This is a genomic window from Arthrobacter sp. NPDC057388, assembly GCF_042668165.1.
In the GTDB taxonomy this organism is placed as follows: Bacteria; Actinomycetota; Actinomycetes; order Actinomycetales; family Micrococcaceae; genus Arthrobacter.
The window spans coordinates 52190-64993 of sequence record NZ_JBHVBL010000007.1; the positions used below are offsets into that span (position 1 = coordinate 52190).

11 protein-coding genes are annotated in these 12804 nt (G+C 68.7%); 4 read left to right on the plus strand and 7 right to left on the minus strand.

What is annotated here, in order from left to right; all coding sequences use genetic code 11:
* Nucleotides 1-66: 66 nt before the first annotated feature.
* The 4 genes from ACFUTU_RS05340 to nirB all read right to left on the minus strand — a co-directional run bounded on the left by ACFUTU_RS05340 (nucleotide 67) and on the right by nirB (nucleotide 6048).
* Nucleotides 67-927, minus strand: coding sequence for an FAD-dependent oxidoreductase (locus ACFUTU_RS05340; RefSeq protein ID WP_377961557.1), 861 nt, complete (start codon nucleotides 925-927; stop codon nucleotides 67-69).
* 248 nt (nucleotides 928-1175) lie between these two features.
* Nucleotides 1176-2336, minus strand: coding sequence for a uroporphyrinogen-III synthase (locus ACFUTU_RS05345; RefSeq protein ID WP_377961560.1), 1161 nt, complete (start codon nucleotides 2334-2336; stop codon nucleotides 1176-1178).
* 11 nt (nucleotides 2337-2347) lie between these two features.
* On the minus strand, nucleotides 2348-3382 hold the full coding sequence (gene cobA, locus ACFUTU_RS05350; protein ID WP_377961563.1) for a uroporphyrinogen-III C-methyltransferase: 1035 nt from the start codon (nucleotides 3380-3382) through the stop codon (nucleotides 2348-2350).
* A 2-nt stretch (nucleotides 3383-3384) separates the two neighbouring features.
* Nucleotides 3385-6048 (minus strand): nitrite reductase large subunit NirB, encoded by a 2664-nt coding sequence (nirB, locus tag ACFUTU_RS05355; protein WP_377961565.1) that lies wholly within the window; start codon nucleotides 6046-6048, stop codon nucleotides 3385-3387.
* A 298-nt stretch (nucleotides 6049-6346) separates the two neighbouring features.
* Between nirB and nirD the strand changes: the two genes are divergently transcribed.
* Nucleotides 6347-6709: a nitrite reductase small subunit NirD gene (nirD, locus tag ACFUTU_RS05360; protein ID WP_377961568.1), complete on the plus strand. Its 363-nt coding sequence runs from the start codon at nucleotides 6347-6349 to the stop codon at nucleotides 6707-6709.
* Between the two features lie 6 nt (nucleotides 6710-6715).
* Here nirD and ACFUTU_RS05365 read toward each other — a convergent pair whose 3' ends face one another.
* Nucleotides 6716-8455: a phospho-sugar mutase gene (locus ACFUTU_RS05365; protein ID WP_377961571.1), complete on the minus strand. Its 1740-nt coding sequence runs from the start codon at nucleotides 8453-8455 to the stop codon at nucleotides 6716-6718.
* A 132-nt stretch (nucleotides 8456-8587) separates the two neighbouring features.
* Between ACFUTU_RS05365 and ACFUTU_RS05370 the strand changes: the two genes are divergently transcribed.
* Nucleotides 8588-9085 carry an RrF2 family transcriptional regulator gene (locus ACFUTU_RS05370; RefSeq protein WP_377961574.1) on the plus strand — a complete coding sequence of 166 codons (498 nt, stop codon included), beginning with the start codon at nucleotides 8588-8590 and terminating at the stop codon, nucleotides 9083-9085.
* A gap of 6 nt (nucleotides 9086-9091) precedes the next feature.
* Here ACFUTU_RS05370 and ACFUTU_RS05375 read toward each other — a convergent pair whose 3' ends face one another.
* Nucleotides 9092-9910 (minus strand): purine-nucleoside phosphorylase, encoded by an 819-nt coding sequence (locus ACFUTU_RS05375; RefSeq protein WP_377961576.1) that lies wholly within the window; start codon nucleotides 9908-9910, stop codon nucleotides 9092-9094.
* A 117-nt stretch (nucleotides 9911-10027) separates the two neighbouring features.
* Here ACFUTU_RS05375 and ACFUTU_RS05380 point away from each other — a divergent pair, with 117 nt between their 5' ends.
* A complete protein-coding gene (locus tag ACFUTU_RS05380) occupies nucleotides 10028-11443 on the plus strand; it encodes an NAD(P)H-quinone dehydrogenase (RefSeq protein ID WP_377961579.1) in 1416 nt (471 codons plus the stop codon).
* 180 nt (nucleotides 11444-11623) lie between these two features.
* Nucleotides 11624-12001: a hypothetical protein gene (locus ACFUTU_RS05385; protein ID WP_377961582.1), complete on the plus strand. Its 378-nt coding sequence runs from the start codon at nucleotides 11624-11626 to the stop codon at nucleotides 11999-12001.
* Nucleotides 12002-12033: 32 nt separating this feature from the next.
* On the opposite strand, the gene ACFUTU_RS05390 is transcribed toward ACFUTU_RS05385, so the two are convergent.
* Nucleotides 12034-12726 (minus strand): hypothetical protein, encoded by a 693-nt coding sequence (locus ACFUTU_RS05390; protein ID WP_377961585.1) that lies wholly within the window; start codon nucleotides 12724-12726, stop codon nucleotides 12034-12036.
* Between the last annotated feature and the right edge of the window lie 78 nt (nucleotides 12727-12804).

Consider the following 12804-nt stretch of genomic DNA (forward strand, 5'->3'; position numbering starts at 1 on the left):
GGTCCTTTCCAGGCCGTGGCCCAGGGTGCGGCGTCCTTCCCGAACCATCCTGCCACAGCAGGGGCGCTACGCCGCCGTGGCCAGCTGCCCCACGGAAAGCGCCGCCATGAGCTCGGCCGCGCAGGCGCCGGCAGCGGATCCGGACGCCACCAGCAGACCGAGCCGCACGCCGTCGAACGCCGCAGCATCCCCGATGGCCCAGATGCCGGGGACGGAGGAACGGAAGTCACGGCCGACGACGATCCCTCCTGAGGCTGCCGTCTTCACTCCCGCTGCGGCCGCGAGGCCGTCCCGGGGCGTGCGGTCCTCGGCGAGGACCACGAGGTCGCCGCTCATCCGGCTGCCGTCCTCGAACACAATGCCGGCCGCCGGCAGCACGGAACCGGCCAGGGTGGGCACGACGGCGGCCGGCCGGGCGGTGGTCCGGACCGGCCGCACGCCGCGGGCGCGGAGCACCGCTTCGGCCTGGCCGGCTGCCGGCCCGGTGCCCACGAGGATGCCCAGCGGCCGGCGGCCGAGGACGCGGGTGACTTCCCTGACGGCGCGGCCGATCGTGTCGGCGTCGTCGATGGTGGAGTAGCTGAGGCAGCGGCCGGCGCCGTCGACAGGGGAGTCCGCGGGGGCCGAACCGGTGGCGATGACCAGCTCGTCGTAGCCGAACTCCATGCCGTCGGCGGTGGTGACCGTTTTGGCGGCGGCGTCGATGTGGCTGGCGGGCTGCCCGAAGCGGACGGAGACGAACGGCAGGGCGGCCAGTTCCATGAGCTCCTCGGGCGCATCATCCCGGCTGCTCAGGACGGTGACGGTGCCGGCGAACCGGGCTGCAGCCAGCCTGGCCACGAGGGCCTGGGCGGCCGGGCCTGCACCGGCGATGAGGATCTTGGCGGAAGCGGTGGCGTTGGACGGAAACTGTGCCGGAGCGGACATGTGCGGGCCCTTTCGAATGCTGCACCAGGCGGGCCGGTCTGGGGCCCTGTTGTGCTGATGGGACCCAGCCTAGGGGGAGCGTTTTTCGCGGGTGTTTCCCTGCCGTTGCGGAATTGTCCCCGCCCGTTCCCTGCTTTTTACCACCCGGTAACAAAGAGGGAGTTTTTGTACAGATACCGCGCCCTAAACACGTTTAGCGGCCAATACCTGTACAAAAACTCCCTCTGTTATTCGGGACACACCGTCCCTTAGACGCGGATGCGGTAGCCGCGCTTCACCACGGTTTCCACGAGCTTGCCGTCCGGCAGGGACGAGCGGAGCCGGCTGACCGTCATGTCCAGCGCGTGCACCGAGCCGCGCAGTTCCAACAGCTCAGAGAGGGACTCCCGGGACAGGACCGCCCCGCCGGCGCCCAGGAGCGCGCGGAGCAGCAGCAGCGGGGCCGGGGCGATCTCCACCGGTTCGCCGTCGATGCGCAGCGACCGGCCGCGCAGTTCCACGCTTCCGGAGCGCGTGTCCAGCCGGCGCACATGGTTCAGGGCGAGGTGCTCGCACACCAGGCGGATCAGCGCGCCCATCCGGAACCGCTCCGGCACCAGCGGCGTGATGCCGGCGTCCAGCAGCGGCTGTGCGGTGACCGGACCCACGACGGCGGTGGTCACCGTGGTCTTGAGGCTCTCCACGAGCTGCTTGTACAGTCCCATCTCGTGCGCGGTGCTCCACATGGCGTCCACGGCCGGGGCGCTCGTGAACGTGAGCACGTCCAGGTTCCCGCTGCACGCAGCCTCGATGAGGCGGGGGAGGCGGTCGGCGCCGTCGGGCTTCACCCAGCGGTACGGGGTGACGGTCAGGACAGTGGCGCCGGACATCCGCAGCCGTTCCAGCTGGCGGACGTCGGTGTAGCCGTGCAGCTGCACGGCCACGGTTTTGCCGCGCACGCCCTCGGCCAGGAGCATGTCCACGAGCGTTGCCGTGGTCTCGTCGCTGCTGATTCCGACGTCGGCCAGGCCGGCGGCGCGCACGGCGCCGCGGGCCTTGGGGCCGCGGACGAACATCCGGCAGGCACCCAGCGTTTCCAGCAGCTCCTCGCCGATCCCCGAGGCGTCGGCGGCCTCGCACCAGCGGCGCATGCCGTAGGCGGTGGTGGCGATGCAGAGGTCGGGTTTGGCCGCGATGATCGCCTTGGTGTCCTCGATGAGGCTGATGTCCTCGTTCACCGGGGCGATCTTGAGGGCGGGGGCGTGCAGTACCTCGGCGCCGCGGCGTTCCAGGGCCTCGATGAGGTCCCGCGAGCGCCGGTGCGAGGTCACGCCGATCCGGAATCCCTCCAGCGGGGCTTCGGCGGCCGCCTCCGGGGCGCTTTCGGGCGCCGCTTCGGGGTGTGCTGTTTCAGGGGCGAGTGCATTCATTACGTTCATTATCACGAACCCAGCAGCGAGGCCGCCAGACGGTCCAGCTCCGCCGCGGCCTCGGCATGCCCGCGGTTGGCCTCAGCCACCCGCACCACCTCGCCGATTACGAGGACGGCGGGGTTGCTGCAGCCGGCGGCGGCCGTGGCGATGGTGCCCAGTTCCGCGATGGTGGTCTTCTGGCCCGGCCGGTAGCCGCGCTCCACCACCGCCATGGGCATGTCATTGCGCATCCCGGCGCGGCGCAGGCCCGCGGCGAGGTGGTGCAGCGTGCCGATGCCCATCAGCACCACGATGGTGCCGCCCAGGCCGGCCAGGTGCGTCAGTTCCTTCTCCGTGAGCGGTGCGTGGCCGGACACGACGGTGAACATGTGGCTGACTTCACGGTGCGTCACGGGGATGCCGGCGGCGGCCGGCACGGAAATCGCGCTGGTCACGCCGGAGATGACGCGGACGGGAACGCCGGCGGCGACGCAAGAGGCGACTTCCTCGCCGCCGCGGCCGAAGACGTACGGGTCACCGCCCTTGAGCCGCACCACGTTGTTGCCCTCCAGAGCCGACGCGACCATGAGTTTTTCGATGTCGCCCTGGCTCACCTTGTGGTGCCCCGGGCGCTTTCCGACGTCGACAAGCTCGGCGGAGGTGAGGGACGCCAGCTCCTGGTACGGGGCCAGCCGGTCGTAGAACACGACGTCGGCATCCCGCAGGGCCTTGACGGCCGCCACGGTCAGCAGCTCGCCCGTGCCGGGGCCGCCGCCCACCAAGGTGACGTGGCCGGCCCGGCCGGCGGCCGGTTCGGCCGCCACCGGGATGCCGGCGGCGCGGCAGCGGTCCAGCAGCGGCTCCCAGCCGGGCTGGCCGTCGTCGACCGCCGCGACGAGGAACGGGCGCTCCGGCAGCGGGCCGTCGTGTCCGGTGCCCTGCGGGGAGCTGAGACGGTAGACGACGGCGCCGGCGGCCTCGTAGCGGCGGACGGCCTGCCGGGCGGCGAACTCCGAGCCGGTAACCAGGACGTCGCGGCCGGTGAGATCAATGCTGAGCTGCATGCCTATACCTCGTTCTCGTGGAGCAGTTCCGGCGCGGAGGGCAGTTCCGGCGTGGCGGGCCGCACGGGGATGGAGGCCCCGATCAGCACCTTCCCTTTTTCCTCGGCCGTTGCCGGGCGCATCTGTCCGCGCTCGTCCGGAACGAACGTGATGGAGTCGTCCTTCTGGTCCGGGGCGTTGACGAAGGAGCGGAACCGGCGCAGGCGCTCGGGGTCCTTCAGGGTGTCGGCCCACTCGTCGATGTAGGTGTCGACGTGCTTGGCCATGGCGGCCTCGAGGTCCTCGGCGATGCCCAGGGTGTCGTGCACCACGACGTCCTCGACGTGCTTGATGCCGCCGTCGAGCTCCTCCTGCCAGCGGGCGGTGCGCTGCAGGCGGTCGGCGGTGCGGATGTAGTACATGAAGTAGCGGTCGATGTACTTGATCAGCGTCTCGTCGTCCAAGTCCTTGGCCAGCAGCTGGGCGTGGGCCGGGGTGGCGCCGCCGTTGCCGCCGACGTACAGGTTCCAGCCGTCGGCGGTGGCGATGACGCCGACGTCCTTGCCGCGGGCCTCGGCGCACTCGCGGGCGCAGCCGGAGACGCCCATCTTGAGCTTGTGCGGGCTGCGAAGGCCGCGGTAGCGGAGCTCCAGCTGAATGGCCATGGCCACCGAGTCCTGGACGCCGAACCGGCACCAGGTGGACCCGACGCAGGACTTCACCGTGCGCAGGCTCTTGCCGTAGGCCTGGCCGGATTCGAAGCCGGCGTCCACCAGCTCCTTCCAGATTTCGGGCAGCTGCTCCAGCCGGGCACCGAACATGTCGATGCGCTGGCCGCCGGTGATCTTGGTGTACAGGTTGTACTTTTCGGCCACGGCCGCGATGACGCCGAGCTTCTTCGGGGTGATTTCACCGCCCGCGATGCGGGGGACCACCGAGTAGGTGCCGTCCTTCTGCATGTTGGCCAGCGCGCGGTCGTTGGTGTCCTGCAGCGTGCCGCGGCCGGCGTCCAGGACGTAGGCGCTGTTCTGGCTGGCGAGGATGTTGCCGATGGTCGGCTTGCAGATGTCGCAGCCGGCGCCGGTGCCGTACTTGGCCATGATCTCCTCGAAGGAGGTCAGTTCCAGGACGCGGATGGCGTCGAACAGTTCCTGGCGGGACAGCTCGATGTGCTCGCACAGGGCCTTCGAAACCTCGACGCCGGACTTGGTCAGTTCGGTCTCCAGCAGCTTCTTGAGCATCGGCACGCAGGAACCGCACTGGGTACCGGCGCGGGTGCAGCCCTTGAGTTCGCCGAGTTCCTGGACGGGGGCGTTGCCCTCGCAGGCGCCGCAGCCGTTGATGGCGTCGCGGATGGTTCCGGCGGTCACGTTGTTGCAGGAGCACAGGGTGGCGTCGTCCGGCAGTTCAGTCTCGGGGGCGTCGCCGCCGCCTGCAGCGCTGAGGAACGCTCCCGGCTCGGCGGGAAGCTCGCGGCCCAGGAGCGGTCGCAGGCTCATGTATGGCGAGGCGTCGCCGACGAAGATGCCGCCCAGGAGGGTCTTGGCGTCGTCGGTGGTGACGATCTTCTGGTAGACGCCGCGGGCGGGGTCAGCGTAGACGATTTCCAGGGCATGCTCGGTCTTGGCGAACGCGTCGCCGAAGCTTGCCACGTCCACGCCGGAGAGCTTCAGCTTGGTGGCCGTGTCGAAGCCGGGGAAGGTGGCGTCGCCGCCGTGCAGCCGGTCGGCCACGATTTCGGCCATGGTGTTGGCGGGGGCCACGAGGCCCAGGCACATGCCGCCGAAGTTCGCGACCTCGCCGATGGCCCAGATGCCCGGCACCTGGGTGGCACAGTAGTCGTTGATCACCACACCGCCGCGGGGCCCGAGATCGAACAGCGCCTCCTCGCCTTCAGCGGCGCGGAAGAGTTCATCGCGCGGCTTGACACCGATGGCCACGATGACGATGTCTGCGGGGATGATGCGGCCGTCGGCCATCAGCACACCGGTGACCTGGCCGTCGTCGTCCGCCTGGATTTCGGAGGGGAACACGCCGCCGTGAACCTCGAAGCCCTTCGCCTCGATGAGGCGGCCCAGTGCCTGCCCGGCGCCCTCGTCGAGCTGGGTGTTCATGAGCCAGGGGGCACCGTTGATGACGACGGGCGTGGCGCCGAGCTGTTCGGTGCCGGCGGCGGACTCGAGGCCCAGGAGACCGCCGCCGATCGTGACGGCGTTGATCTTGCGGCCGAGCTTCTGGGTGAGCTCGGCGATGGACTTGTTGATGGCCCAGACATCTTCGAGGGTGCGGTAGACGTGCACACGCTCGGCGCCGGGCAGCGGGAGCCTGGCGGCGTCCGAACCGGTGGCAACCACCAGCTCGTCGTATTCATAGGTGTTGCCGGCTGCGGTCTCAACGGACTTGGCCGCGGTGTTGATTTTCACCACGCGCTCGCCGGTCTGCAGGTTGAGTGCTTCGTGGTCCCACATGGACGCGGCGCCCAGCGTGAGGTCAACGCTGCTGTCCGTGAGGGCTTTGCTCAGCGCGACGCGGTCGTAGGGGAGATGTGCTTCTTCGGTGAGGACCGTAACGTGCCAGCCATCGAGGCCACGGGCATGCATGGCGTCCGCAAAACGGTGGGCCGCGGGGCCGCCGCCGGCGACGACGATGCGGCGCGGAGTCTCTGGGGTTGAAGTCTGTTCGGTCACTGTGGGCCTTTCGCACGGGCCGCAGACGGTGCTCTGCAGCTTGTGCATCCAGCCTAGGAAGAGGCAGTTTCGCTTCAGTTTCCCGTTTGTTTCGTGATCTTAACTTCTGCATCACGGGATTGTTTCGGGCCATGTGAGTTGTCTTTTACGTACCCGACACATTGACTGCACCCCGTCGAAACACCTCCGCCCTAGCTTGGGTATACGGCCGCAGAGGCGGCTGCAGCAGGCGCAATCACACGCCTCGCAGGACCGGCCCGCCGCCGGAAAGCACGCAATAAAGGGAGAGGAGCCGGACATGACGGCAACACTGGAACTTGAGGATCTCGCCACCGGATATGCAGGCTGGCACAGCGTTTGCGCCCTGGAGGACCTGGAACTGGCCTGGGGCGAAGCGGCACTCGTGGCCGGCCGGCAGGTGGCCCTGTTCCGCACGGCCCCCGGTGAGGTTTTCGCCGTCACCCAGGAGGACCCGGCCACCGGCGCATTCGTCATGGCACGCGGCATCCTCGGCTCACGCGGCACGCGCCCCACCATCGCCTCGCCGCTGCACAAGGAGGTCTACGACCTCGAAACGGGCGAGTGCTTCGGCAACGGGGAGCTGCGCCTTGCCACGTTTGCCACGCGCATCGTCGACGGCGTCATCGAGGTCGAGCTCTAAGCGGCTCTAAAGCCCGAGAGCTTCCCGCACGTCGGTGAGCACCTGGTCCAGCGCGGCCCGGGCCGCCAGCCGTGCTTCGGGCAGCTCGGCTGCGGATCCGACGCTCCGGATGACCTCCAGATAGCACTTGAGTTTGGGCTCCGTGCCGCTGGGCCGGATGATCACGCGGCTGAGGTCGCGGGTCACGTAGAGCAGCCCGTCGGTCGGAGGCAGCTGGTCGCTGCCTTCGGCCAGATCCACGAATGACTCCACGGCTGAGCCGCCGAACGATTCGGGCGGGTTCACGCGCAGCCGGTTCATCATGGCATCCAGCAGGCCCAGGTCCCCGACGCGGATGTTCAGCTGGTCGCTGGCGTGGAGCCCGTGGACGAGGTACAGCTCGTCCAGGGTGTCGAAGATCGTCTTGCCCTCGGCCTTGGCCGTGGCCGCGAGCTCCGCGATGAGCACAGCAGCCGACAAACCGTCCTTGTCGCGGACGAGGTCCGGTGCCACGCAGTAGCCGAGCGCCTCCTCGTAGCCGTAGACGAGGCCCGGAACGCGGGAAATCCACTTAAACCCGGTCAGCGTTTCCTCATGCGCAAACCCGGCTGCCGCGGCGATCCGCGCAAGCAGCCGCGACGAAACCACCGAGTTGGCGAACACGCCGGCCTCTGCCTCCGCTCCGGAGGCAGCCAGCCGCGCCGCCACATGCGCCCCCAGAAGGGCGCCCACCTCATCACCCCGCAGCATCCGCCAAGCACCGGTGTCCGGATCCTTCGCGGCCACCGCCGCACGGTCGGCGTCGGGGTCGTTGGCCAGGACGATGTCCGCGTCGGCCTGCATCGCCACCCCCAGTGCCAGGTCCAGGGCGCCGGGTTCCTCGGGATTGGGAAAGCTGACGGTGGGGAAGTCCGGGTCGGGCTCCGCCTGTTCGCTCACCAGCGTCACGTCCGTGAACCCGGCCGCCCGGAGCACGGAGACAGCCGTCGCTCCGCCGACGCCATGCAGCGGCGTCAGCACGATCTTCAGGTCCCGGGCCGGGAAGAGCGGGCGGTCGGCCAGCCCGGCCGTCGCAGCCTCGTAGTTCTCGACGATCCCGCTGTCCAGAACCGTCCAGCCGTCCTGGGCCAGGGGGATCGAGGCAAGTTCACCCGTCCTGCTTATTTCATCGGCGATCCGGGCGTCGTAGGGCGCCACGATCTGCGCGCCGCGGCCGCTTTCCTCCACAGCATGCCGGCCGAGGTACACCTTGTAACCGCTGTCCTGCGGCGGATTGTGGCTGGCCGTGACCATCACCCCGCCGTCGCACTCCAGCGCCCGGACCGCATACGCCAGCAGCGGCGTCGGCAGGGCGGCCGGCATCAGGAACGTTTCGATGCCGGCGGCGGTGAACACCGCCGCCGTCTCCGTAGCGAAAATGTCCGAGTTGTAGCGGGCGTCATAGCCGACGACGGCGCGCGGCCGGGTCCCGGGCGCAGCCTCCGCCACGGCGCGGAGCAGGAAAGTGGCGAAGCCCGCCGCTGCGCGCCGGACCACGACCCGGTTCATCCGGTTGGGGCCCGGCCCAAGCGCAGCCCGCAGGCCTGCAGTTCCGAACTGCAGCGTTCCCCGGAAGCTGTCCTCGAGATCCTGCCGCGCGGCCGGGGTGCCGGCCTCCGTGAGCTTCACGAGTTCCGTCAGCGTTGCGGCGGTCCGTGGATCGGGATCCTGGGCGGCCCAGGCGCGGGCATCGTTGAGCAGCTGCAGATCGGCTTCCGAAGACGTCATGGAAACCAAACTATCGTCAAAGTGCGGGGGAGCGGTGCCGGACGGGCCGGGGGACCGGTCGCCACGTCACCGGTTCCTGGCACCCCGTCCGTTCCTTGACAGCAAAAAATCCGGACCCGTAGCGTCTGGATTGTGAAGTTGAACCAGGGGGTGGAGTGGGCCCTCCACTGCTGCGTCAACATGGCGTGGGCGCCCGCCGGGGAACCGATCAGCAGCGGCCGGCTGGCCGAGCTCTATGACCTGCCCCCGGCCTACCTCAACAAGCAGCTGCAGTGCCTGGTGCGTGCCGGTGTCCTGCAGTCGGTGTCCGGCCCCAGGGGAGGTTTCCAGCTGGCACGCCGGCCAGACCGGATCTCGGTGCTGGATGTGGTGCTGGCGATCGAAGGCCGGGACCTGGCGTTCCGCTGCGACGGCATCCTCGGGAACTGCCCCGGTGGTGACGCGGACGAGGATTACGTCCGGAACTGCACTATTTCGCAGGCCATGCGCCAGGCGGAGCTGGCCTGGCGGACCGAACTGGCGCGCCAAACCCTGGCAGGCATTGCCCAGTCCCTGGAGCGGCGGTTCCCGGAAGCGCGTGCCGGCGCGCTGGCCCGGCTCCTCGCTGACGACAAACGCGCGGTCACCTAGCGCCCGTCAGAGCATGCTGATGATTTCGGCCAGGAGCTTGGAGATGCGCGGGCCGGCAGCGTGCCCGGCCTCGAGGACTTCCTCGTGGCTCAGCGGCGCGGGACTGATGCCCGCGGCAAGGTTGGTGACGAGCGAGATGCCAAAGACCTCCATGCCGGCGTGCCGCGCGGCGATGGCCTCCAGCGCCGTCGACATGCCCACCAGGTCCGCACCGATCCGTTTGGCGTACTGAACCTCGGCCGGTGTTTCGTAGTGCGGGCCGGTGAACTGGGCATAGACGCCTTCAGCCAGCGAAGGGTCAACCTCGCGGGCCAGTTTCCGGATCCGGGACGAGTACAGATCTGTCAGGTCCACGAACGTTGCACCCTCCAGCGGGGACGTCGCGGTGAGGTTGATGTGATCTTTGATGAGCACCGGGGTGCCCGGCGCCCAGTCCTCATTGAGTCCGCCGCAGCCGTTCGTAATAACCAGGGTCTTGCAGCCGGCGGCAGCCGCGGTGCGCACGCCGTGCACCACGGCCCGGACACCCTTGCCCTCGTAGTAGTGGGTACGGGCGCCCAGCACCAGGGCGCGCTTGCCTTCCCTGGTCAGCACGGACCGGATGGTGCCCACATGGCCGGCCACTGCCGGGGCTGAAAAGCCGGGGACCTCCGGTGCGGTCAGCGTCGCGGTGGTTTCGCCGATGAGGTCGGCGGCCTCGGCCCAGCCTGAGCCCAGGACCAGGGCGGTGTCGTGCCGTTCCACGCCGGTCTCCGACGCGATGTAGTCCGCAGCCGTGCGCGCTGCCTCGAAGGGATCCGTGCCGGGGAATTCTGTTGTGCTCACCCGGTCCAAGCTACCGTGCCTGGATGCGTGCCGGCAGCTGAAACGCGCCCTTGCCGGCCCGCTGGCCGGCCCCCGAAGGTTGGTGGTCCGGCGCCGGATGCAGGAGAATGGCTGATTGTGACTATGCATCCTGATTTCAGCGCCCCCCGAATTGCAATTCTCGGCGGAGGTCCGGGTGGCTACGAAGCCGCCATGGTGGCCGCCTCGCTGGGAGCCATTGTCACCATCATCGAACGCGCCGGCCTCGGCGGTTCAGCGGTGCTGACCGACGTCGTGCCGTCCAAGACGCTGATCGCGACGTCGGACCTGATGACCCGCGTCAGCGGTGCCGGGGAGCTGGGGGTCAAGTTCGACGTCGACGGCGGGGACTTCGTTCCGGTCATGCGCGCCGATCTCAAACACATCAACGACCGCCTGCTTGGCCTCGCCCGCCAGCAGTCCCTCGACATCCAGACGGGGCTGGAGCACCAGAACGTCCGGATCCTCAATGGTTCCGGGAGGCTGGTGGACAACCACACCATCGAGGTCCTGACTGCTGACGGAACCGAAACCGTCGAGGCTGACGCCATCCTGCTGACGGTGGGGGCGCACCCGCGGGAGCTGCCCACGGCACGGCCGGACGGCGAACGGATCCTGAACTGGGCGCAGATCTACAACCTGGATGAGCTGCCGGAGGAACTGATCGTGGTGGGCTCCGGCGTGACCGGTGCCGAGTTCGCCTCCGCCTACAACGGCCTGGGGTCCAAGGTCACCCTGATCTCCAGCCGTGACCGTGTGCTGCCGGGCTCGGACACCGACGCCGCCGAGGTGCTGGAGGACGTCTTCGAACGCCGCGGCGTGAGGGTGCTGTCCCGGTCGCGGGCCGAGGCCGTGGAGCGGACCGACGCCGGCGTGGTGGTCACCCTGGGTGACGGCTCCAAGGTCACGGGCAGCCATTGCCTGGTCTGCGTCGGCTCCATTCCCAACACCGCCGGCATCGGCCTGGAGGAAGCCGGCGTGGCGCTGACCGAAAGCGGCCACATCAAGGTGGACGGCGTCTCCCGCACCACCGCCCCGAACATCTATGCCGCCGGCGACTGCACCGGTGTCCTGGCGCTCGCCTCCGTCGCCGCCATGCAGGGCCGGATCGCGATCGCGCACTTCCTGGGCGACCAGGTCACCCCCATCAAGCTGCACCAGGTGGCGTCCAACATCTTCACGTCGCCGGAAATCGCGTCGGTTGGCGTGTCCGAGGCGGAGATCGAGTCCGGCAAGTACCAAGGCGACATCATCAAACTATCCCTGCAGAGCAACGCCCGGGCCAAGATGCGCAACGTCAAGGACGGTTTCGTCAAGATCTTCGCTCGCAAGGGATCAGGCACCGTGATCGGCGGTGTGGTGGTCGGTGCCAATGCATCGGAGCTGATCTTCGCCATCTCCATTGCGGTGAAGCAGAAACTGCACGTCGACGACGTCGCCAGCACCTTCACGGTGTACCCGTCCCTGAGCGGTTCCATCTCCGAGGCTGCCCGCCGCCTGCACGTGCACATGTAGTTTGCTGCGCAACCTGTGAATGGCGGGTTTTTCCTAGGCGGCGCCCTCCGGGCTGAGTAAAATTCTGACTGTCGATCCCCGGGATTGGCGGCACCGGGCTCCGACAGACCGACCCACCAGCGGTCAGCTATGCGGAGATTTTCTTCCGAACGGTCGGACCGCGGAAGCCAGGAGCATGCCATGATCACTGTTCAGAAAGCGGCCATCAACACGGCCCTCATCGCGGCCCTCGTGGGCGGCGGCGCCTACCTCGCCATGGGTTACCCCCTCATCGCCTCGTCCACCAGCGCGGGCAGCCAGTCCAGCACGGGCTCCGCCAACGGCGCGCACCAGGCCAACGGGATCACCGAACAGCAGCTGACGGGAAGCACGGCCACCCGTGTCAGGAACGCGGTGCTGGCCGCCAACCCCGGCGCGACGGTGCACCGCATGGAAACCGACGCCGAGGGTGCGGTCTACGAAGCGCACATCACGAAGGCCGACGGCTCCAGGGCCACGGTGAAGCTGGACGGTTCCTTTAACATCACGGCCACGGAAGCGGGACGCGGCACGAAGTAACGGGCGTCAAATCCCGTACAGGTATCCGCGGCTCAGGAGCAGGCGTACGGGGGAACGGCGTCGCCGGGGGCGAAGGGCTCGAACCAGCGCTTGATGTCGAGCTTGCCGCTGACCGCCTCGCCGGCAGCCTCCGCGTACAGCGTTTCCGAGTCGGCGTCCTCGAGCAGGACTTCCTCCACGATGGCCCGCCACTCCTCGGGGAGGTCGAGCTCGTAGATGTCCTCGGTGATCCGGGCCTGGTCGAGGAGGCAATGGACCGCGAGCTCGGCTGCCAGGCAGCCCGGAGCGGTCCAGCCGCGGGCAAGGGACGCCGTGACGTCCGATGCCACCACGATGAACCGTTGCGTGAACTTGGCGTCATAGCTGGCGGCGAACTGCGGAGGCAGCGACGACAGCACGGACGTTCCGGCGATGGCTTCAGGTGTGACGGCGTCCAGCCCGTGCAGGGTGCCAAGGTCGCGGAACAGCTGGTCGATGAGGATGCTGGACGAGTTCCACAGCAAGCCTGCCAGCAGTCGGGTCTGGTGCACGGACCGCTCCCGCTCATCGGGGCTGCCGGCGATGGCCATCTCGGCCAGGTCCTCGGGGTCGAACTGGAGCCGTTGTTCAGCGGTCATGTCGTCAGGGTGCGGGTCCAGCCCCAGGAGTTCAAGGCTCAGCCCGGTGAGCTTGTCGGCCTCGGCCAGGAGCTCTTCGGTGATGTCGTCGTCTTCGTCGGCATTCATGCTCCCGATGCTACCGGCCAGCCACGGCACGTCCGATTTGTGTGACGCGGCACCTTCCAGTGGGCGGCCTGCTGGCCG